The organism is Saprospiraceae bacterium, from assembly GCA_016714025.1.
Classification (GTDB): Bacteria; Bacteroidota; Bacteroidia; order Chitinophagales; family Saprospiraceae; genus Vicinibacter.
This window is the reverse complement of record JADJOB010000002.1, coordinates 2,460,482-2,484,997: the sequence shown is the minus strand read 5'-3', so window position 1 is coordinate 2,484,997 and position 24,516 is coordinate 2,460,482. Positions and strand designations below refer to the sequence as shown.

Annotated in this window: 15 protein-coding genes; 12 read left to right on the top strand and 3 right to left on the bottom strand. The window is 34.6% G+C overall.

The window, feature by feature from the left end; all coding sequences use genetic code 11:
- Positions 1 to 53 precede the first annotated feature (53 nt).
- A complete protein-coding gene (locus IPJ80_13180) occupies positions 54 to 1,040 on the top strand; it encodes a pyruvate dehydrogenase complex E1 component subunit beta (GenBank protein ID MBK7914436.1) in 987 nt (328 codons plus the stop codon).
- 1 nt (position 1,041) lies between these two features.
- On the opposite strand, the gene IPJ80_13175 is transcribed toward IPJ80_13180, so the two are convergent.
- Entirely contained in the window at positions 1,042 to 1,632 is a 591-nt protein-coding gene (locus tag IPJ80_13175) for a pseudouridine synthase (protein ID MBK7914435.1), read from the bottom strand.
- Between the two features lie 433 nt (positions 1,633 to 2,065).
- On the opposite strand from IPJ80_13175, the gene IPJ80_13170 reads away from it, so the two are divergent.
- The 7 genes from IPJ80_13170 to IPJ80_13140 all read left to right on the top strand — a co-directional run bounded on the left by IPJ80_13170 (position 2,066) and on the right by IPJ80_13140 (position 13,827).
- Positions 2,066 to 3,046: a ribonucleotide-diphosphate reductase subunit beta gene (locus IPJ80_13170; GenBank protein MBK7914434.1), complete on the top strand. Its 981-nt coding sequence runs from the start codon at positions 2,066 to 2,068 to the stop codon at positions 3,044 to 3,046.
- Between the two features lie 42 nt (positions 3,047 to 3,088).
- Complete coding sequence (locus IPJ80_13165; protein MBK7914433.1) at positions 3,089 to 5,545, top strand: ribonucleoside-diphosphate reductase subunit alpha; 2,457 nt, start codon at positions 3,089 to 3,091, stop codon at positions 5,543 to 5,545.
- A gap of 89 nt (positions 5,546 to 5,634) precedes the next feature.
- Positions 5,635 to 6,327 carry a DUF4956 domain-containing protein gene (locus tag IPJ80_13160; GenBank protein ID MBK7914432.1) on the top strand — a complete coding sequence of 231 codons (693 nt, stop codon included), beginning with the start codon at positions 5,635 to 5,637 and terminating at the stop codon, positions 6,325 to 6,327.
- Positions 6,328 to 6,337: 10 nt separating this feature from the next.
- Entirely contained in the window at positions 6,338 to 8,665 is a 2,328-nt protein-coding gene (locus IPJ80_13155) for a CotH kinase family protein (GenBank protein ID MBK7914431.1), read from the top strand.
- A gap of 12 nt (positions 8,666 to 8,677) precedes the next feature.
- A complete protein-coding gene (locus IPJ80_13150; GenBank protein ID MBK7914430.1) occupies positions 8,678 to 9,673 on the top strand; it encodes an HlyD family efflux transporter periplasmic adaptor subunit in 996 nt (331 codons plus the stop codon).
- Positions 9,674 to 9,678: 5 nt separating this feature from the next.
- Entirely contained in the window at positions 9,679 to 10,905 is a 1,227-nt protein-coding gene (locus IPJ80_13145) for a hypothetical protein (protein MBK7914429.1), read from the top strand.
- Positions 10,906 to 10,950: 45 nt separating this feature from the next.
- Complete coding sequence (locus IPJ80_13140; GenBank protein ID MBK7914428.1) at positions 10,951 to 13,827, top strand: outer membrane beta-barrel protein; 2,877 nt, start codon at positions 10,951 to 10,953, stop codon at positions 13,825 to 13,827.
- Here the strand turns inward: IPJ80_13140 and IPJ80_13135 are convergent.
- Together IPJ80_13135 and IPJ80_13130 are read right to left on the bottom strand one after the other, a co-directional pair.
- Positions 13,824 to 14,522: an NAD-dependent deacylase gene (locus tag IPJ80_13135; protein MBK7914427.1), complete on the bottom strand. Its 699-nt coding sequence runs from the start codon at positions 14,520 to 14,522 to the stop codon at positions 13,824 to 13,826. The genes IPJ80_13140 and IPJ80_13135 overlap by 4 nt on opposite strands.
- Positions 14,519 to 16,000 (bottom strand): NAD(P)H-hydrate dehydratase, encoded by a 1,482-nt coding sequence (locus IPJ80_13130; protein MBK7914426.1) that lies wholly within the window; start codon positions 15,998 to 16,000, stop codon positions 14,519 to 14,521. Before IPJ80_13130 ends, IPJ80_13135 begins: the two co-directional genes overlap by 4 nt.
- Positions 16,001 to 16,230: 230 nt before the next feature.
- Here IPJ80_13130 and IPJ80_13125 point away from each other — a divergent pair, with 230 nt between their 5' ends.
- From IPJ80_13125 to IPJ80_13110, 4 genes are all read left to right on the top strand, one after another.
- A complete protein-coding gene (locus IPJ80_13125) occupies positions 16,231 to 17,247 on the top strand; it encodes a PorP/SprF family type IX secretion system membrane protein (protein ID MBK7914425.1) in 1,017 nt (338 codons plus the stop codon).
- 15 nt (positions 17,248 to 17,262) lie between these two features.
- Positions 17,263 to 19,713 (top strand): hypothetical protein, encoded by a 2,451-nt coding sequence (locus tag IPJ80_13120; GenBank protein ID MBK7914424.1) that lies wholly within the window; start codon positions 17,263 to 17,265, stop codon positions 19,711 to 19,713.
- A gap of 13 nt (positions 19,714 to 19,726) precedes the next feature.
- Complete coding sequence (locus IPJ80_13115) at positions 19,727 to 23,347, top strand: gliding motility-associated C-terminal domain-containing protein (GenBank protein MBK7914423.1); 3,621 nt, start codon at positions 19,727 to 19,729, stop codon at positions 23,345 to 23,347.
- 147 nt (positions 23,348 to 23,494) lie between these two features.
- The gene (locus tag IPJ80_13110; GenBank protein ID MBK7914422.1) at positions 23,495 to 24,514 is read left to right on the top strand and encodes a PorP/SprF family type IX secretion system membrane protein; all 1,020 of its coding nucleotides are present in this window, start codon (positions 23,495 to 23,497) and stop codon (positions 24,512 to 24,514) included.
- Positions 24,515 to 24,516 lie beyond the last annotated feature (2 nt).

Sequence of the window (24,516 nt, the reverse complement as noted above, 5' to 3'; positions counted from 1 at the left end):
AGCTCCTTTAGCAATCCTAATTTATTGCTATTTTTGCAGACATTTTATAATTTATGAGTAGGTTAATCACATTGCGAGATGCATTAAGAGAGGCTATGAGCGAAGAAATGCGGAGAGATCCCAATGTATTTTTAATGGGAGAAGAAGTAGCCCAATATAATGGTGCTTATAAAGTGAGCAAAGGAATGTTGGATGAGTTTGGTCCCAAAAGGGTGATTGATACGCCAATTGCTGAGTTGGGATTTGCAGGTATAGGCGTTGGTGCAGCCATGAACGGTTTGCGACCTATTATTGAATTTATGACCTGGAATTTTGCCGTACTTGCTTTTGATCAGATAGTAAATAATGCAGCCAAAACCTTATCACAATCTTCCGGGGAATTCGGTTGCCCGATTGTTTTTAGAGGCCCAAGTGGCGCTGCTGGTCAATTAGCTCAACAACACAGCCAAACTTTTGAAAGTTGGTTGGGAAATTGCCCAGGCTTGAAAGTGATTTCAACCATCGATCCATACGATTCTAAAGGTTTGATGAAGGCTGCCATCCGGGATGATAACCCGATCTGTTTTATGGAATCGGAGTCTTATTATGGCTTGCAGGGAGATGTTCCGGAAGAGGAATACCTGGTCGAAATAGGGAAGGCTGCAATCCGCAGAACGGGCACAGATATTACCATTGTTTCTTTCAATAAAATGATGGAAGTGATCAAACAAGCTGCTGTAGAATTAGAAAAAGAAGGAATATCTGCCGAAATAATTGATTTGAGAACGATCCGTCCGATGGATTATGATACTGTAATTCAATCGGTTAAGAAAACAAATCGATTAATTGTAGTTGACGAAAGCTGGCCGTTTGCAGGAATTTCTGCTGAATTAGCTTATGTAGTGCAAAAACGGGCTTTTGATTATCTGGATGCACCTGTCGCAAGAATCAATGCTGCTGATACCTCACTGGGATATGCTCCTACGATGGTTACTGAATATTTACCAAATGCTGCCCGGGTGGTAAAATGTGCAAAAGAACTTTTATACATCGTAAAGTAATCTATTTTAGACTACCCATCAATTCACTTTTAATGATTTCTTTAGATTTACCAGACTGTAAATCAAGTAGTTGGAGTTTACCTATTGAAATTCTGATCAGCCTCAAAACTGGATATCCAATGGCTGCTAGCATGCGTCTTACCTGACGATTTTTACCTTCATCGATGCTGATTTCAATCCAGCTATCGGGCACTGTTTTTCTAAATCGAATCGGGGGATCTCTCGGAACTACTACCGGATCAGGATCTAAAATTTTGATAGTAAGCGCTTTAACTAAATAAAGACTTCCATCTATTTTGATTTTTACTCCTGCTTTTAATTTTTGAAGTTTCAGTTTATCTGGTTTGCCTTCAATCTGAACCCAATAGGTTTTAGGCAGTTTATTGCTTGGATGCAGGATTTTCGAATTGACGGATGGGTCATTTGTTAATAACAGAAGCCCTTCGCTATCTTTATCCAATCTGCCAACGGGGTAGACGTCTATGGGTACATTTAAGTAGTCTTTGAGGCTTTTTTGGTCATGCTGCTCTTTAGAAAACTGAGACAAGACACCAAAAGGCTTATTAAACAGGTAGTACTTGTAGAATTTCAATCGGTCTGCTCTAATTATGAATTATTTGCAAATATGCATAACATATTAAAAAATAGTATTTAATATTTTGAATTGCATTCTAATTAATTACATATTTTCCACATTTTTAATGCGTTTTCAACAAAAGAAGCAATTATTAACATTTTGTAAAATTCACTATTCCACAATCTTATTAAAGTTTTCCACAATATGTTGATAAATTTCAAAGGACATCGGCTGATTGTTACTGTATTTTTGAGCTAGATATATGTTTTTTTAATAATATGAATTTTAAGGCGTTTTAAAAAAAATATTTCTACTAAATATTTGTTTTACAATTTATTATAAATACTATTAAAAAATATATCTAAATTTTTATTATATAATAATGACAATTAAATACTTTTGAACCACAATTACCTTACAGTTTAGCCAACTCAAACAACAAGAACCAATGAATCACCGTTCAGAACCTATCCTCGTCGAAAATCCCGATCGATTTGTAATCTTTCCGATCAAACATTCAGATATCTGGCAATTTTACAAAAATTCTGAGGCTTCTTTTTGGACTGCTGAAGAAATTGACCTTTCCCAGGACCTTGAAGATTGGAATCATTTGCTTAATGATAATGAAAAACATTTCATTAAACACGTTCTTGCTTTTTTTGCAGCCAGCGATGGGATCGTCAATGAGAATCTTGCGGAGAATATGGTTCGGATGGTTCAATACCCTGAAGCCAAATTCTTTTATGGGTTTCAGATCATGATGGAAAATATCCATTCAGAAACTTACTCATTATTAATTGATACGTATATCAAAGACCAAACGGAAAAGAACTACTTGTTTCATGCTGTTGAAAATTTAGAATGTGTTCGCCAAAAAGCAGATTGGGCATTACGTTGGATTAAAAACGGAAGTTTTACCGAACAGTTAATCGCATTTGCAGCGGTAGAAGGAATCTTTTTCAGTGGCTCATTTTGTAGTATTTTTTGGTTAAAAAAACGGGGCCTAATGCCTGGTTTAAGCTTTTCCAATGAATTAATTTCTCGCGATGAAGGAATGCATTGCGACTTTGCCTGTTTATTGTATAATCAACATATTGTCAACAAACTTCCAAAAGAGACAATCGAAGCAATCATCAAAGATGCAGTTGAAATTGAAAAACATTTCATTACTGAGGCCATACCGGTCGCCCTGATTGGTATGAATGCAAATTTGATGTGTCAATATATAGAGTTTGTTGCTGACCGCCTCTTAGTAGCTTTGGGTAATACTAAAGTTTACAATTCACAAAATCCATTTGACTTCATGGAGATGATCTCCGTGCAAGGTAAAACCAATTTCTTTGAAAAAAGGGTGTCAGAATACCAAAAATCAGGGGTAGCCACTGGTGGCCATGCTCCGAAGGTATTCTCGATAGACGAAGACTTTTAAGTATTTTTTTTTTAACCCTTTTACTGTTTTAATTTTAATAAGATGCAAGTACTCAAACGTAACGGCAAACGCGAAGAAGTCAGTTTTGATAAAATAACCGCTCGTGTAAAAAAACTTTGCTATGGTCTGGATAGCAATTTTGTAGATCCAATAGAAATTTCAAAAAAAGTTATACAAGGAATTTTTGATGGAGTCACAACTTCAGATCTAGACAATCTGGCGGCAGAAACTTCTGCAAGTCTGGCTACAATACATCCGGATTATGCTATACTTGCTGCCCGAATTGCTGTATCAAATCTTCATAAAAATACCAATAAGTCATTTTCTGAAACGATGGAATTGCTTTACAATTACATCGATCCCATGACAAATCAAAAAGCCGGATTAATAAGTGATGAAACCATTCAAGTGATCCGTAACAATGCGGACAAATTGGATTCAGCTATTATTTATGATCGCGACTATAGTTTTGACTATTTTGGATTTAAAACACTGGAACGTTCTTACTTATTAAAAGCGAATAAGAAAGTAGTGGAACGGCCACAGCATCTGTTAATGCGCGCTGCAATCGGTATTCATGGTTCAGAAATCGATACCGCCATTGAAACCTATAATCTGATGTCAGAGAAATGGTTTGTCCACGCTACACCCACACTATTTAATGCAGGCACTCCAAAACCTCAACTATCATCCTGCTTTCTTTTAAGTATGGTAGATGATTCAATCTCCGGCATTTTTGAAACATTAAGTCGTTGCGCAAAAATCTCTCAATCCGCCGGGGGAATAGGTTTAAGCATTCATAACATCCGTGCAAAAGGCAGTTATATCAAGGGCACCGGTGGAAGTTCAAATGGAATTATTCCAATGCTTCGGGTTTTTAATGATACTGCACGTTACGTAGATCAGGGAGGCGGTAAACGCAAAGGAGCATTTGCAATTTACATCGAACCATGGCATGCTGATATAATGGACTTTCTCGAACTCAAAAAGAATCATGGGAAAGAAGAGATGCGCGCACGCGATTTATTTTATGCACTGTGGATTCCAGATTTATTTATGGAACGGGTTGTTGCAGACAAAGAATGGTCTCTGTTTTGTCCAAACGAAGCGCCAAAACTTTATGATACATATGGCGAAGAATTTGAATCACTCTATCATCAATATGAGTCCGAAGGACGCGCACGAAAAGTTGTACGAGCACAAGATCTCTGGTATCAAATATGCCAAAGTCAGATAGAAACCGGCACACCCTATATTTTATATAAAGATGCTTGTAATAAAAAATCAAATCAGAAAAATTTAGGAACGATTCGTTCATCAAATCTCTGTACAGAAATTATTGAATACACTGCACCAGACGAAGTTGCCGTATGTAATCTGGCTTCTATATCCTTACCAAAATTCATTGAAAACAAAACATTTGATTTTAATAAACTTGTAGAAGTAACCCGGGTAATTACTCGAAATTTAAATCGAATCATCGATATTAATTATTATCCGATTCCTGAAGCTCGCAACTCAAATTTTCGCCACCGTCCAATTGGTATAGGCGTACAAGGTCTGGCCGATGCGTTTATATTAATGCGCATGCCATTTGACAGCGAAGCAGCAAGGCAATTAAATCGTGAAATTTTTGAAACCATTTATTATGCCGCAGTAAGTGAAAGTTGTGAATTAGCCAAGAAATACGGTGCCTATGAAACATTTCCAGGTTCTCCTATGAGCCAGGGCATCTTTCAATTTGATATGTGGGGTGTAGAACCAGATACAAATCGTTGGGATTGGAATGCATTACGCAATGAGGTAATGAAATATGGAATTCGTAATAGTTTATTGCTTGCTCCGATGCCTACTGCTAGTACTTCTCAAATTCTCGGCAATAACGAATGCTTTGAACCATACACTTCAAACTTTTACACCCGCAGGACCTTATCCGGTGAATATATCGTGATCAATAAACATTTATTGGAAGATCTGGTTAAACTCGGACTTTGGAACCAAGAAATGAAAGAGATGATCATGTTTAACAATGGCTCAATTCAAAATATACCTTCCATTCCAACTAAATTGAAAGAACTGTATAAAACGGTTTGGGAGTTAAGCCAAAAATCGATCATCGATATGGCAGCAGATCGAGGAGCATTTATTTGCCAAAGTCAAAGTCTTAATTTATTCCTTGAAAATGCATCGGTTAATAAATTGGGGTCAATGCATTTCTATGGCTGGAAAAAAGGATTAAAAACAGGCATGTATTACTTGCGAACTAAATCAGCAGTCGATCCGATTAAATTTACTTTAAGTGAGAAACACCAAAAGAAATTTGTGGAAGTGACTGAGCAAGTTGAAATTATTGAGATTAGGCCCGAAAAGATTGACAATCTTTCAAGCCTTAAGTCAGAAAAACTCCAGGAAATGTTTGCAGCCACCGAAACTGAGCAACAACTTATAGAAGGTCAAAGCTGTAGCATGGAGGAAGGTTGTATTACATGCCAGGGCTAAAAACTTGCTAAATAAGAGGATCCAATTAAACTTTAAAATAGTTTACCAGTCTAATCTGAGGGATACCAGGGATTCATTAGTTTTACAAAATGTTTGATTTTTCACTTTCTGATATTAATACAGATAATCCTTCCATTTTATCTGTCGTATATGCTTTGCTAATGAGCTTCGTATTGGCAACGTTTGTTTCATTTACATATGAAAAAACGAGTACCAACAATCGCTCACCTGGTCATTTTATACAATCAATGATCCTTGGTGCAATCATTGCTACCATCGTTGCACAAGCAATTGGAGATAGTATTGGCCGAGGGCTCGGAATGCTCGGTGTGCTGGCCATGATTCGTTTCAGAACCAATATTTCACAGCCACGAAATATGATTTTTATTTTTGCTTCTCTGGCACTGGGTATTTCGTGCGGAGTTTTTGCGTTTAACATTGCATTTTACGGCACGCTGCTATTTTGTACCCTTGCCTTTTTATTAAGCATTTCTCCCCTAAAGCAATATATCAAAAAATCATACAATTTACGGGTCACCTTTGAATCCGTTGATCGTACTAGTGTTAGTAAAGTCTTTGATTATCTTGAATCTAAAAATATAGCTGCAAACTTGTTGCGAATGGATACAATCTCTAATTTGGGAAAAATTGAGAAAGAATGCAATTGGGAAATTTCACAGCTCCCAACTTCTGATGAACTTACCATCGTTAAAGATTTATCTACTATTGAACATGTTAAAACCGTCAGACTCAGCTTACGCTCTGACGAAGAAATTATATAATTACTTGTAAATGAAGATTAATATCATTTTGATTTTAAGTGTGGTTTGTTTAGAAATCAAATCGCAAAAACTGCCATCTGAAATGACTTTTAGTCCGGATTCAAAAAGGCTAGTTTCAGGAAGTCAGGCAGTTGAAGGATTGTACAATCCAAACAAAATAAGACGCATCGATTTGAAATTTGATCAAACAGATTACTGGGCATTACTCACTGCCAATTACCAGTCGAAAACGGATATTCCAGCAACCCTCATTATGGAAGGAGATACTTTTCCCAATGTAGGCGTTCGTTTTAAAGGCCAAACTTCGTATCAACGGGTGACAGGACAAAAAAAATCATTTAATATCACCATGGATTTTCTTGATCCAACTCAAGATTTAAAAGGATATGAAACGTTAAACTTCAACAATTCATTTGAAGACAATAGTTTTATGCGTGAAGTCTTTTATGAAAACATTACACGCCCGTTTTCAAGCTCACTTAAAGCAAATTACATTCATCTGTACATTAATAACCAGGATTGGGGTATCTATCCGAATGTACAAGCTTTAGATGGTAATTATGTAAAAGAATGGTTCTTAAGTAATGAAGGATCGCGTTGGAGATGTGAACGCACAAGCGGCGGAGGTCCCGGAGGAGGAGGAGGTTTTGGTGCCGGAACTTCCACACTCAATTATTTAGGTGACGATACCACCGCATATAAGCCAAACTATACCTTGAAACATACTACCTTAGAAAATCCTTGGTCAGATTTAGCTCGAGTAACTAAAGTTTTAAATACAGTACCATTGGCTCTTTTGGAAGATAGCTTAAAAAAAGTTTTAGATATAGACAGAGCACTCTGGTTTATTGCCAAAGAAATTATGTTTGGAGATGATGATAGCTATGTAAACAAAGGTGGAATGGATTATTATGCAATCTATCAAAAAGATGTCGAACGATTAATTCCTTTAGAATACGATGCTAACTCAGTGATGTCTGGTCAAACTGCAAACTGGTCTATCTTTCTCAAAGAAGCAGATACAAAATTTCCATTGTGTAACAGATTGTTTGCTGTACCATCTTTAAGACAACGCTATCTGGCTCATTTTAAAACAATGTTTAAAGAATGTTTGGATTCAACAAATTTTGTCACCCAATTAAACAAACAATACAGTTTTATAGATAGTCTGGTTGCAGCAGATCCAAAAAAACTTATGACCTATCAAGCATTTCAGTCAGAGAAAAACAATTTAATTAACTGGATGCGCAACAGAAGAAATACGATACAAGCTAACTCTGAATTCAAACAAATAGGGTGCACGATTGAAGCGATTAACGCTTCTTCAAATGGTGTCCTGAATCAAACTCCTGACGAAACACAAACTGTTCAAATCAATGCCAAAATAACTAACAAAACAAATGGCGTAAAACGGGTGAATCTACACTATGCACCGGGTTTCGATGGCTATTTTAATGTCAGTCAAATGTTTGATGATGGATTGCATGATGATGGAATAGCGGGGGATGGAATTTATGGAGGCACTATACCACCTTTTCCCAATGGAGTCTTTGTGCGTTATTACATCGAAGCCATTGCTAACAATACACAAGGAACATGCTCCTATATGCCCGAAGGTGCTGAACATGATGTTTATATTTATCAGGTAAATCTGATCCAATCCAGTTCAAACCAAATCGTACTCAATGAAATCATGGCCTCCAATACGAAGACCGTTGCCGATCAGGACGGCGAATATGACGATTGGATTGAATTATTTAATAAATCAAATGATACGGTAGATATTAGTAATTGGATCTTAACAGACAATTCAACAAATCTTGATAAGTTTCGATTTCCTGCTGGGACAAAAATTCTTCCGCAATCCTATTTAATCATTTGGGCTGATGAAGATGGCAAACAAACGGGAATGCACGCAAATTTTAAACTTTCTGCATCGGGAGAAGAACTATATCTGCTTGACTCAAATGCAACACAAGTTGATAAAATAATCTATTATGAGCAAATTCAAGACCTGAGTTATGCCAGAAATCCCAATGGTACAGGTAATTTTGTAATTCAAGAAGCTACATTTAACAAAAGCAATGACCTGGTTTCAGCAACTGATAAATTAGATCCTCCTGTATTAAAATTATATCCAAACCCAGCTTCTCAGTTTTTAATTGTAGAGACAACTGCATCTGGAATCCACCCATTAAAATTATTTTCAAGTTATGGCATTTTAATTCAAGAATTAAAATTGGACCGTGTTCTAGAAATAGATTTACAAGATGTTCCTGGCGGTATTTATCTTTTAAAGTCAGGTACTCAGATTCAAAAATTTACTAAGCGAGACTAACAAACATACTATTTGCAACGGTTCAACTACATATACTTAATTGCATTAGCAGGTATTCTAATGTTTTTACCGCTAATAAAAAATAAACTACAAACGAACAATGAGTTTTTTGGTATAGCAGAAAATCAAATTCGAAATATTAATTTAGATTATCCGATTGAAGTAATTAAAATCTATAAAACACTCGGGGAATCTGTAAAACTTGGGGATACACTTTTAATATACAGCAGATTGGACCAGGAACGCCAAAAACAGAATCTCGAATATGAAAAATTAGAATTAGAAAAACGAAATCAGGTTAATCTTGAAATCAATCGCAGCGAATTAAGTTTATTGCAAAATAAATTACACGCAACCTATGAAACGTATCAGGCTAAACGATTAGAATTAGAACATGAAAAAGAACTTCAGTTAAAGCTTTTGCAAAGTGTAAGTTCTGAAATTGGCTTACAAGAATTCCATAAAAAGTATCAATTATTAAAAGAAGCATTAAATCAAAAAGAAAAAACTGAAAACGCTGAAACAAATCTCAGGATAAAAAATTTAATTAATGAAATGAAGGTAAGTGAGTCCGCCAATTTGGTAAGAATATTAAAAATAAAAAATGAGATTACTGTTTTAGATAAAATGAAATTAAATGCGGTATTGTTAGCTCCTGAAACCGGTATTATCGGACAATTGGATTATAATTTAGGAGATAAAATTCAGTCATACAACAGCATTTTAAAAATCTATGGAACCCATCCATACATCGTTACCAGTTATATTGGCGACAGGCAATTGACAACTCTTGCAGAAGGCGATTCACTTAGTATTAGTTCGCTTAGTAATCCAGAATATAAGGTGCCGGGAAAAGTTTCTAATTTAGGAACCAGGGTAAGTCCATTGCCTGAGCGCTTAAAAAAGATTCCAGAATTACGTGCCTGGGGCAGGGAAGTACAAATTAAAATTCCAGCTGATAATATTTTCATGCAAGGAGAAAAAGTCAAAATTCAACTATTAAAATAGTTAATATGACTACTGCGTTCTGCAAAATTTACTTTATAATTCTATTGATTCTATTTAATTTAAAACTAAATTCACAAAACCCAATATTTGATTATTTAAAATCTAGTAATTCTAAAACTGAAAATGTAATTGATAGCATTATTAATTTTTATAATACCTCAAGATTACATAAGCCATTTATTTCCAGACTTAGTCTCCGAACTGAAACAGATGAATTTAAGTTAAATCGACAGGAATATAGTTTAAGAGCTCAAACAAATAGCATCAGCTATAATAATTACCAAAACAAAATAAACAAGCTTGAACAAGAAGAGTGGCAAATTAAAAAGAAAATTCTCTACACAAGTCAATTATATAAAAAATATAAAGTTGTTACCAAATTGCTCGGTGTGTTATTGTTAAAAAATGCGCAGGATCAATATATAAAGAGCATTGAAAAGCAATTGGATATATTGAATTATAAATCTGGAATTGTTTCAAATATCAACTTTGAAAAACACTTAGATTTAAATCTTAAATTATTAAATGCTAAAAATGAATTTAATGACTTAAGCAACAAGCAAAGTATCCTGCAAAATGATAGCCTATTAAATCATAATCTGGATTTACTATTTAATAAGCTAATTTCAAATGAAGATATTTTGAAAGTAACGAACCAATTAGAAATTGCAAATTTCAACAATTCACTCTATTTAAATGAGCTAAATAAACAGCAATTAGAATATAAGCAAGAAATTCGAGAAGCAACTAAAAAATTAGATTATTTACAAATTCATTATCACGATGATCCAAGTAACCTTGTAAATCAAAAACTTACCGTTGGGGCAGGTTTTCGTATTCCAATGATGAGAAGCAATCAAAAAATCAAAGATGAATATGAAATCAAACGACTAAACCTAAGTTTAGAGCAATTGCAAGAAAATGATGATGCGGAACTAAAATTGGTTGAATTAAAGAACCAACTTTATCAGTTGATTGCTTCATACGATAATTTAGTAGAAAATCAACGGTTTATTTTAAAAAAATTTAATCCAGATACACTGGCATCTTCTGAATTAAGCGATCCTGTTTTCATTGCAGAAATTCGACAGGAGTTGGCGAAAATTAATATAGATCAAATAGCGATTCGAAATGACATTATACAATTATATATCCAAATCATTTATATAAGCAAGACATTGTATAATAACCCAGACCGTTATTACTTGGAATATCCATTTATTGAGTTTTAAACAAAGTAAAAAGTAAATTGTATTTAAAGTGTACCAAGTGACCCTATGAAAAGAATTTCCTATATCATTTTACTACTTTGTTTAAATCAGTGGATTTTAGCACAATCATTCGAATTTAATGGACAACTTTTAGATGAAAATGGTAAGGAACTTAGTCATATTCAAATTCATATTAGTTCTGAAAATGGTAGAATTCGCCACCAAGTAGAATCAGATTCAATTGGAATTTTTAAATTTCAAAATTTAGCAGCCGGCTCCTATACCCTTAAAGCCCGTCAACTTGGATACGAGCCATTAAATGAGGTATTTTATGTTGACAGCAGCTCAAATCAATTAAAATTGTTCTATTTAATTACTAAAAGGGAACAACTCTCAGAAGTAACTGTAAAAGATAAAAAGTCAATCGCAAAAGTTAAGAACGATACTCTCCAATTTGATGCAAGTTCATTTAAAACTATGGACGATGCTTCAGCAGATCAATTGGTTGACAAAGTTCCAACCATTACTAAAGAAAATGGTGTTATTAAGGCTCAGGGAGATGATGTTAAACAAATACTGGTAGACGGGAAACCTTTTTTTGGAAGCGATCCCAATTTATCTCTAAAAAATTTACCTGCTGATTTAATTGATAAGGTCCAAATTTTTGACCAATTAAGTGAGCAAAGTCAATTTACTGGAATTAATGATGGCAATACAGTTAAAACTATAAATATCGTAACGAAAACCGGATTAAATAACGGGCAATTTGGCAAAGCGTACGCTGGCTATGGTATTCCTGACAAATATCAAATGGGAGCGAACTACAATTTATTTGATGGCTCCAGGAGAATTAGTTTAATCGGAATGTCAAATAATATTAATGTTCAAAATTTTTCCATCGACGACATTCTAAGTGTTGTTGGAAATACCGGGAATTCAAGAAACAGAGGAGGAGGTTCTGCAAATTTTCAAAGACCTCCGGGCGGTAGAGATTCCAGAGGATCTAATTCAGGAGGTCCCGGTGATTTTTTAGTACCACAATCTGGTGGCATAGCAAAATCTCATGCCATTGGTATTAATTTTACTGATATTTTAAACTCAAAATTAGATTTAAATTTTTCATACTTTTATAATAATAACACCAATCGCATTCAAAATGAATTAAGCCGTGACTATTTGGAAGACGGCAAACTTAATCAACAATATTTTGAAACGGGCACATCCAAACCTACAAATCAAAATCATCGATTAAACGCTCGTATAGAATACAAATTAGATAGTTTCAATTCATTTGTTTTTAGACCTCGATTGACCCTTCAATCAAACAAAAGTGTTTCTGAATTAAATTCCAAAACATTAATTAGAGATACGCTAACAAATTCAAGCGAAGCTGTGCAGCAAATCGATAACTCGGGAATAAATTTTAACAACTCGATTTTATTTAGGCATAAATTTAATAAAACGGGCAGAACCATTTCCATTGAATTTGGACAATCCTTGGCTCCAAAAAATGAAAATAACACGCTGCAAAACTTCACTGAATACCTTAATAAAAACAGAAATTTTATAGATACCATTAATCAGCAATCTGAGAATGAAACAGACAAATGGGGACTAAATTCTAGTTTGGAATATACGGAGCCTATAAACTCAAGGCAATCCATTTCACTAAATTACCGACAAGCAATCCAACGGGAAGAAAGTGATCTTAAAACTTTTGATATTCCATTTCAGGACGGACTTACAAAACAATTTAATTCAAAATTATCGAATCATTTTATATCTAAAACAGATTCTCATACTCCTGGAATTGGATATCAATTCAACAAGGAACAAAAACTTAATATCAATATTAGAGTAAATTATCAATTAAGTCGAATTAGAAATGAGCAATTAATTCCCATTGATAAAATCAATACGAGTTACTTTAACAATGTACTTCCATCTGCATTCCTTCGGTACACAATCAATCGAAACAAAACCTTGCAATTTAACTACCGGAGCAATACGCAATTGCCAAGTGTGAGCCAATTGCAAAATGTAATAAATAATACAAATCCAGTTCACTTAAGTACTGGAAATCCAAATTTAGATCAAACAACAAGTCACAATATCAGTTTGCGTTATACCAGCTCCAATAAAGATGCAAGTGTATTTTTTGTCGCTTTGTTTGGGTCAATTACCCAAGATTACATTACAAATCATTTATTTATAAGAAGCAGATCGCATCCCATATTTAATATCATCAACGTTCCAATTGGTAGCCAATTAAGCATTCCGGAAAACAACGGAAATTCATACCAAGGGAGGTGCTTTTTTACATACAGCCTTCCAATTCCTTATATTAAATGCAATCTTTCAATAGATGGATCTTATCAATACACACTAACACCTGGATGGATTGATTCCCTAAAATATAACTCTAAGCAAAATACAGTTTCTGGCGGTCTTGGCCTCTCTAGTAATGTGGGCCCCAAATTAGATTTTGGTTTTCAATTTAGGCCTACGTTTAATACCTACGCTTCACAAAACTCAAATGATCGTTATTTTTATTTTGATAATAAACTAAGACTTGCATGGCAGTTTTACGGTGATTTTGTTTTTAGAGGAGATTTTAATTCAAAATCAAATCAAACCATTACTAACAGCCAAAATGAAACAATAAATTTAATAAACCTTGCCTTTGGCATGAAAGTCTTTAAAAACAAGCGAGGAGAAATTTCTCTGGGAATTAACGATTTACTTAATCAAAATGAAAATATCCAGCAAATTGTATCTGATTCATATATAGAGGATGCCAGAAGCAATAGTGTGAAAAGATTTTTGTTGCTGTCATTCACTTATAATATTAAAAATTACAATTCCGGTAAAAAGCCTTCTACACAATTTGCACCTGATCGGGAACGCGAGCGAATGGGGCGATGGGAGGAACGCAGATTTTAATTTTTTTGAGTAATCCGTTGAAATATAATTTCCAAACCTCGGCTTGCAATTTCTTGAATAATTTCCAGTGATTTATGTTTTGAAATTTCATAATTCAAGCTTGGCTTTGGATCAACATAATAGATTTTCGTTAATGGTTTTACATAGGCTACTAATCCGGCAGCAGGGTAAACCTGCAAAGATGTTCCAACGATGATTACTAAGTCTGCATTTCTTATTTTATTTATTGCCAAAGGGATCAGTGGAACCTCTTCCCCAAACCAAACGATGTGTGGTCGCAATTGGGACCCTTTTTCACAAACGTCTCCAGGTAAAATATCCTGAGTACATGTATAAATTAAAGATGAATCACTTGTGCTTCGCGATTTTAGAAGTTCTCCATGAAGATGTAAAATATTATTGCTGCCTGCTCTTTCATGCAAGTCATCCACATTTTGAGTAATAATGCAAACATCAAAATAACGTTCCAATTCCTTCAAAATCAAATGACCCATATTGGGCTCTGAATTTAATAATTGCTTTCTGCGCTGGTTGTAAAAGTCCAGTACCAAGGGATAGTTATTATACCATCCTTCAATACTTGCAACTTCCATCACATTATGTCCTTCCCAGAGGCCACCAGCATCGCGAAATGTTTTAATGCCACTTTCCGCACTGATTCCTGCTCCAGTTAAGACAACCAATTTGGCTTTCACAATCTGAGCGCTTTAAATGCCTGGGATAAATGAGAAATAACATCTGAAGGGGTCATCGACTCTTCTGCCAGGGTCTTTGCACAAATATCTGCACTCAATCCATGTAAATAAACACCCAGTAAACATGCCTCTTCAAAACTATAAGATTGAGACAACAAGGAAACTAATATACCCGCCAATACATCGCCACTTCCTGCTTTTGCCAATCCTGCATTTCCACTGCTATTAAAATATACTTTGTGTTGAGGTGTACAGATTGCAGTATATTTTCCTTTTAATACGATATAAATAGAATATTTTGAAGCCATTTCTTTGGCTTTTTCAATACGTTCAAATCCATTTACTGACTTACCAAACAAACGATCAAATTCACCTATGTGAGGTGTTATGATCGTATTTGGAGTCAATAAATGTTGCCAATGGTTTTCAGCTATCATGTTGAGGGCATCTGCATCCAGAACCAGATTTAAAATATTTAGATTTAGCATTTCATATAATAGATTCTGGCTTTCTATTGTGCGCCCCATACCAGGTCCTATTAATAAGGATTTGTATTTAGAAAGCTCCATGTTAGATGAACTGACAAATTGAACTTCCGGCAATTTCAAAAGCAACAAGTCGCGATTGGATGCTACCGTACTTACTGAAATTAAACCGGTTCCACTGCGCAAAGCTGCTTCAGCACTAAGCAGGATCGCACCTGGCATTTCAAAAGATCCTCCAACTAACAAGCAATGTCCAAATTGATTTTTATAGGCAAACTGATTTCTGCTTTTGAAAATATTCCTAATATCATCCAACTCTATAAAGAAAAATTCAGTTTGGTTATACGCTATAAAACCTCGGCTTAATTTGATATCTCCAATAATTAACTTTCCACAATGAATTCCAGTATCTGCAATTAATTGACTGAGTTTCGGCACTTGAAAGGTAAATGTAAAATCCGCATGAATACAGATTGAATCATTCATCTTGTCTGAATATAAACCTGAAGGGAGGTCTATGGAAATTTTGGTTGCTTTCACAGCATTCATCCGTTTAATAACTGCTGCCAGTTCACTTGAAAGGCTCCGACCCATTCCGTATCCTAGCAATGCATCGATAAGAATTGGATTTTTAGCCTGGGTTAGAAGCTCTTCAAGGCTGTCCGGATTAACAAACTGAGAAAGCAACCCACTTTCCAAACGAGCTAGATTAATATCATAATCAGCTGAGTTATTAGCAGTTATTTTAATACAAACAATATGAACCTTAAAATTGAATGATTGCAATTTTCTTACAATGGCCAAACCGTCCCCGCCATTATTGCCATTACCACAAACTACAATTACTGGATCTGCGCAATTAAAAGAGGAAATCATCCAATTTACAAAACAATCTGCTGCGCGTTCCATTAAGGCAATTGACTTAATGGGTTCATTTTCAATAGTGTATTGATCCCATGCCTTTAATTGTATGGCATTGTAGACTGGTTTCATCGATTTACTTGATTGTGTTTTCTAAACCCATAAGAGTATATCTTGGTTGAATTAACAAATATTAAGAAAAATTTTAATATAATATATAAAATAAATCAAAATATGTTTGAATATTTGTCCTAAATCTCATAATATTGCTAGTCCTAATGGGATTAATCTCCATAACACTCCGTTTTTATTTCAATATTCATTTGCTCAAAATTTATTAACTAATTAATATACAATTAATTATGCCTTTTAAACCTATTTGTATTTTAATAGGTATTTGGATGTGTTTTTATGCGAAAATTGAAGCACAAGACATTCATTATTCGCAATTTATATACCATTATCCAAGTCAAAATCCGATCCAATCTGGCTTTTACAACGGAAATCATCGGATTACGGCCAATTACCGAAACCAATGGCAAACTGTACCTGTGCCATATATGAGTTTTAGTTTGTTTTACGACAGTAAGATCAAATTAAAATCAAATGGCGATTATATTGGAGCCGGTATCGGTTTCGATTACGATCGGGCAGGAGACTCTGAATTAAGCCTCAGCTCTTTAAACATCGGTTTGAATTATGGATTAACTTTAAGTAAAGGGCATTTAATCATCTTAGGATTGAGCCCCAATATTGGCCAAAGACGCTTATCAGATGAAAAGCTTAAATGGGGAAGTCAATGGACTGGTGACCATTATGATAAAAATCGATCCCCAAATGAAAATTTTAATACAACTGGGGATTTGTTTTTTGACTTATCCGGTGGATTAGCATACCAATATTCATTTACTAAGCGTACTCGCTTAATGGCTTCAGCTGCAATTTTTCACCTATTGGAACCTGATCAAACTTTCTATGGCCTCAGTCAAAACAAAATTAAACTGCCTCAGCGGAACGTATTAAATGGAAGTATAAATCTGGGTCTGGGAGCTTATCTGGATCTATTACTAAATGGTGAATTTCAAAAACAGGACGCTTATGAAGAAAAATTAGGGACTGGTTTAATCCGATTTTATATCAATCAAAAGCCAGGTTCTAAGTTTAATTTGTTAGCTGGTTGCGGAATTCGTTTAGATGATGCTTATTTTCCAATGCTTGGATTTGAATACAATAATTGGATGATTTCTGGATCATATGATATCACCACTTCTGATTTTAAAACAGCTACAAATAGCCGGGGCGGACCTGAAATTGCAGTTCAATATATTTTTAAAGGAATTGAACCAATTGGATTATATAAAAAATGCCCTATTTATTAAATTGAATATTACCCAATGAGATTATTTATATTTAGTTGTTTGATGATAGGATTGTTTCACAATTGCTTGGGACAATCATTAAATCAATATAAAACTGAAATTACCAACAGCCTAAACAAGGAAGATTTCTATGAAGCTTATAGTTTAATTGAACAGGCGCTACAGTTTGATACCGAAGTAGATTCATTTCATATGTTAGCCGGTATGGCTGCATTTAATTTAAATGCTTTTTCAAGGGCTACTAAACACTTTAAAATAATTGTTGACCGGTCAATAATTGAACGACATCCTGAAATCGAATTTTACCTTGCAGAATCACAATATTATCAAGGGTTCTATTCAGATGCCCTCATATATTACAAATCGTATCTTGCAACAACCGTTCAGGAAGGACACATGTATGATCTTGGAAAAAAGAGGATTGATGCTGTCATGTGGGCCAAAGAAAACTTAGCCAAAAAGGATCCTCTCATTCAAATAAAACGATTGGACGAACAAGTCAATACTAAAGAAAATGAATTTGCTCCATTTTTAATGGATAGCTTTCTTTACATCACCAGCCAAAATACATTTGAAAAAACCAAAAAAGGTAAAGTCGCAAAGAATAGTGGTAAAATCATAAAGTTGAGAGAAAGCACAATGGAACCCTTGCCAGACGATAAAGTACTTTTTGAAGAAGATCTCATGCTGGGCCATGCTTGCTTTAATCAAGCTGGAACAAAATTGTTTTTTACAATTTGTAATTATGAAGAAAATAAAACCACATTAAAATGTGACATCTATTCAAAAACAAAAACATCAAAAGGGTGGGGGCCAAAAATCAAAATGCCAGAACCCGTTAATAAACCAAATTATTCTTCCTCTCAACCTTTTATTACTAAAGACCCTTCTACTCAACTTGATAAATTATATTTTGCAAGCAATCGCCCTGGTGGCAAAGGTGGGTATGATATATACTCTGTTCTCCTTAATGAAAATAACCAACCCACTCCGGCTGAAAACATCGAGTTTATTAATACTGAAGAAAATGAATTTAGCCCTTTCTATAATACTTCTGAAAATACACTCTACTTCAGTAGCAAAGGACATAAAGGCTTTGGAGGCCTAGATGTATTTAGTTATGCCTTTAAAGGTAAAATGGCCGGTCAAATCAATAATTTAGGACCCTCTGTAAACAGCAGTTACGATGATTTATATTATTCAGAAGATTTAAAGAAAAGAAAGGGATATTTAGTTTCCAACAGACCTACTTCGTTTTATGTAGACGAAGAAGTACAGGCTTGTTGCTATGATATTTATAAAATCAAATACGTCCCTGCAACGATCGAACTTACCGTAAATACTTATGATAAATATGATTCGACCCCTTTAGGAAAAGTGACGCTTATTGTTAAAGACGTTACAGACTTAGATTCGAGCTATTTAACAACCCCAACACCCGACGAGCCAGCGCAAAAATTTAAGATTACAGAAGATCGCAAATATCGCATTACGGCAAATAAACCAAATTGGATAGGGGACACTGTATTTTGCAGTGCCATAGATCTTGAGAATTTTGATCCCATCATTAAAAACTTATATCTCACGGAAATTAAGTCTTTAGAAGCATTGACTTTTGAACGCACTACCAATGTTCCTCTAAAAGGAGTAACCATTGAGTTATGGGATATGGATCATAATAAATTAATTAAAACTACTACAAAACTTGATAGTAATTTCTTTGATTTTACAATTTTGAAAGGAACTAATTATAAATTATCCGCTAAGAAAAACAAATATGAATCAGCGATGGTTTTAATCACTCCTTTAGAAACTGCCAAAGAATCTATCTTAAGAAGAAATTTATATCTTGAATTAACTGCCATTGCAGAATTAAGAAAATTATTGCCCATCCGCTTGTTTTTCGAAAATGACATGCCCGACATTCGTTCGCAATCAGATACAACATCGGTGGGCTTCCTGGATATTTACAATGAATACTACAATAAGAAATCAAAATATATTTACGAGTTTACAAATAAAATGCGTGGCAGTTCGAAAGATCGCTCCATTTTAGAAATAGATACTTTTTTTGAAAGAAATGTCAAAGCAAATGCTGAGAAGTTAAAATTATTCATGGATAAACTCATTATTATTCTGGAAGAAGGACATGAAATAGATATATTTTTGAAAGGCTTTGCTTCGCCTCGTGCAAAATCAGATTACAATCAACATTTATCTTCGAGAAGGGTTTATAGTGTGCGAAATGAATTTGATCGATACAGCAATAAAGTATTTCATGATTATATTGTAAATCGCAATTTTAAAATCAAGGAAATTCCATTTGGAGAATCGCTATCATCTACTGATGTTAGTGATAAATTAGAAGACACAAGAAATTCTATTTACAGCTTAAAGGCTGCATATGAAAGAAGAGTTGAAATTTTAGAAATTTTAAAAGGAGTTGAAGAAAATGGCAAACTTTAATAAAATCAGTTCGATGATACAAACGCTTATTAAAAGAATTCCTTTATTAATAGGCATCTATTTACTAGTTGGATTTTCTGTTACGAAATTAACAGCCAGTCATATTGTTGGCGGTGAAATGACCTATAGATGTCTAGGTGGCCAGGTCTATGAAATCACTTTAACTTTAAGGAGAGACTGTTTTAATGGAAGTCCTGAAGCTGAGTTTGATGATCCTGCACATATCGGAATATTTGATACAGAAGGAAACCCTGCAAGAAATGTAGGACAATTCGGATTATTGTTATTGGATTTTAGAAATGATGATACACTCAACGAAATATTAAAAACAGAATGTGAAGTTGTCGGTGGAGATGTCTGTGTTCATACAACTACGTATCGAGGCAAAATTGAACTTCCCTTTGCTAAAGGCGGCTATACACTTGCTTACCAAAGGTGTTGCCGAAACAAAACGATTACAAATATAACGGATCCAGACCTGGTAGGAGCAACTTATAGTATCGTGATTTCCGAGGATGCATTGCGCTATTGTAACAGTTCTCCAAAATTTGGTGCTTTTCCACCAATCTATGTTTGTGGTGACCGAATGATTGTATTTGATGATTCAGCAAAGGATGAAAATGGGGATTCATTGGTTTATAGTTTGTGTGTCCCATTTGCAGGGGCAGATACCGCAAATTCAAAACCTACCAGACCAAGCAAACCACCATTTCCTTTAATAAATTATAAATCTCCATTTAGTATAAATGATTTATTAGGGGGTACTCCTACTCTTAAAATAGATCGAAATACCGGTCTTATAACCGGGCAACCTGCTGCCATTGGACAATATTTAGTGGGTGTCTGTGTTGATGAATATCGAAATGGCAAATTACTTTCTAGAGTTCGAAGGGACTTTCAATATAATGTCCGTTTTTGTACAACCAATCCGGTTTCAAGATTCGATGCGGATAAATCTGTGCTTTGCAAAGGGGATAGTCTTGTTAAATTTACAAACAACAGTATCAATTCAAAATCCTTTACCTGGTATTTTGATTATCCAAATACGAATTATGTTTCACATGACACAAATCCAGAATTTAATTTCCCTAAAGCAGGAAAATATCGGGTAGCATTAATTGCCGTTCGTGCAAAGGATTGTATTGATACTAATTATAAGGATATCTATTTATACGATGATAATTTATTGCAAGCAAATTTTGATGCAAAATATGGTTCATGTTCGGATAGTATAAATATTTCATTTGAAGACAAATCGGTAGATTCCTTGCTACAAATTTCAAATTGGAATTGGTTTATGCAATTGAATAGTAAAATAAATACTTCAACGCTTCAAAATCCAAGTCTTGTTACAACCGACACCGGGCAATTACATGTGTCACTCATTGTAACTTCATCCGGAGGGTGTAAAGACACCATTGAACAGGAATTCAAGTTAAATCGTTTAAAACCAATTTTCCTATCCGATAATATTCCTATTTGCATTGGAGAAGCTACAAAATTAATTAGCAATCCCGATAGCAGATTTAAATATACCTGGACTCCTTCTACTGATTTAAGTTGTGATGACTGTCCGGATCCAATTGCCAGTCCGGGTTCGGATATTGTTTATAAAGTCGTGATTACAGATGGAAATTGTACAGAATCAGATTCTATTTTAGTTAAGGTATCCCGTTTATTAGACATCGATATTTCAGGTGATGGAATCATATGTCAGGATAGTTTATTCCTTAAGGCAATCGGGGGTGTAGAATCTTCTGTTGAATGGTCTGATACTCCTGATTTTTCGAATATTCTTAAGAGTGGATCTTTTAATTATTCCGGATCAACTCTGGACAAAAAAACATTTTATGTACGAGCTAAAAGCAGCGCTAATTGTCCAGGCTCAGATAGTATCACCGTTGAAAATCAAAAAGTACAAATCCAAACCAGCATTGATTCTTTAGTTATTTGCGAGCAAGATTCCTTTGAATTAAAATTGCTAAACTCCAATGCAAATCATCAACTGACCATAATTTGGAAACCTGATAGTTCGATTGTCAGTGGACAAGGAACTGATCAAATTAAGGCCACCCTTGCACATTGTGGTCAATATACTTTTAACGTTGAATTAGAAAATCAGTTTCAATGCAAAGCAACAGATTCTGTAACTGTTAGAGCAATTTGCAAACCAACTGCAGAATTTAAAGTAGACAAGAATTGTGATAATACCATCGTTACGTTCACAAATTTAAGTTCACAGGGAAGTTATAAATGGGATTTTGGAGATGCAAACGTATCCGAAGAAAAAAGTCCTGTTCATGTGTATTCCAAACCTGGACGATACATTGTAAAACTCCAGGTCGAAGCGGAGTGTACTAATGAGATCATTCGATCCATTGATGTAGGATTTATCATGGTAAATATCCGGGAACGCATCGTGAGTTGCCTTGGAAAACCCGTTAAATTGAATGAAAATGCGGATACTAATTATACCTACGAATGGTTTCCAGCTACAGGATTGGATAATCCATTCTTAGCAAATCCTACTGCAACGGTTTCGCAAACAACAACCTACCGGGTTCGGATTTATGATAAGTTCATACCGGATTGTTTTATTGATCGGGAAGTGACTGTATTTGTACCACCACCAATTAATCTTAGAGTAAATTCAGATATTGTTTTGTGTTACAATGATACCCTAATGCTGCAAGCTTATACGGATTCCAACTCTGTAGTACAAAATATTGATTGGACTGATCAAATAGGAATTTTGATTGGAAATGGATATCAAGTCACCAGGAAATTTACAGATTCAATGTATGTGTATGCTTATGCAACAGATATATATGGTTGTGGGGATGTTGACTCCTTTAAAGTCGTTCCAATTTATCCATTGCACAAAATAGATGGCAAACACAACTTATGCCCTGGTGCGGATGGATTTGTTGAATTTATACCCCTAAATAATCACAAGTATAAATTAAATTGGACAGGAAAAAATATCATTTCATTGGATACGCTGTATCGCATTATAGTAAAACCAAAAGATACAACTGTTTACCATGTTTATTATGTAAATGAATATGGCTGTTCCTTTCAGGATAGTTTTCAGGTTAATATCAGTCGCTTTGATCCTCCCTTAGAAGCAACTGCAGATCCTGATACCATTTACTTAGGTGAATCAACCACATTGCATGTAACCCCGGGATTTAATAAATATCAGTGGATAATTCCCTACGATTTAAGTTGTTTGGACTGTACAGATCCGATTGCATCCCCAAAATATTCAATTTTATATACTGTAAAAGCTGAAAATGCTGATGGATGTGAAGAAAGTGCTGATGTGGCCGTAATTGTAATCAGGCCTAAATGCAATGAAGAAGATGTCTTTATGCCCAATGTGTTTAGTCCAAATCAGGATAACAATAATGATATCCTCCGGATTGAAAGTAAATTTATTGAATCTGTTGAAATGTATATTTACGATCGATGGGGTGAAAAAGTGTTTGAAACTAAGGACATTACAAATTGGTGGGATGGCAGTTATAAAGGTTCGGAACTTCCACCGGATGTTTATGGTTATTATTTTAAAGTGGTCTGCAACGACGGCCAGAAATATTCAAAAAAAGGAAACGTCACATTATTAAAATAAATATAAATAATTATTTAATATATCTGGAATAAACTACCTTTATCTCAGTTAAAGCTACAATGGACCAACCAAAAACCGGTGGCTTTTAATATTGTAAATTATTGAATTACAATAATTTGCAATATTTAATACCTTAGCATACTGAATATGAGTCGTATCCGGCGGTTTATTTTACTGATCGTTTTTCTTAATATGTACTGTCTTATATATGGACAGGATATACACCATTCTCAATTTTATACTTCTCCTTTAAATCTAAATCCCGGTTTAACCGGTATTTTTAATGGGGATCAAAGGTTGGTTCTAAATTATCGCCGACAATGGTTTGTGGAAGACATTGTTCGGTATATGACACTTACCGGCTCTTATGATATCCGGATTTATCCAAAAAAATGGAAAACAAAGGGACGATGGAATGCGGGATTACTTTTTAATTACGACCAAGCCGGAGATTCTAAATTAGGTTTGGCAAATTTAGGTTTAAGTATATCCTATACTTATCCAATCACTAATAACAATTTGATCAGCCTGGGTATTTTAGGAGGATTTTCACAAAGACAATTTAAAACCGAAGAATTGCAGTGGGATGCCCAATGGATTGATAATTTTGATCCAAACAGGCCTACCGGTGAAAATTTATCCAATACATCAAATCAATATTTTGACTTCGGTACAGGAATCAATTACAGATGGCAAAAATCAAGCAGGACAAAAGTCGATTTGGGGACTGCTGCCTATCACTTGACGAGACCTGATCAAAAGTTTTTTGACCAATCATTATCCATTAAGCTTCCGATCCGATTTAATATAAATATGCAGCCTGCCATTAAACTTGCAAGTTCATTTGACCTGTTGTTGCATGGACAGTATCAACTTCAACAAGCTTACCGTGAATTGGTGTTAGGTGGCTATGGAAAATTTTATCTCAATCAAAAACGTGGCAAAGAATTAAATCTATTAGTCGGATTAGCTAGCCGATTGGATGATGCGATTGTTCCAAAAATTGCAGTAGAATATAAAACCTGGTATGCTGGATTTAGTTATGATATAACGACTTCGGGTTTTAAAAACGTTGTGAACAATCGAGGTGGACCCGAATTTTCACTAATGTATATTTTAGTAAAAGCACATCCTTTGACTGTTTTAAAATCTTGTCCAATATTTTAATC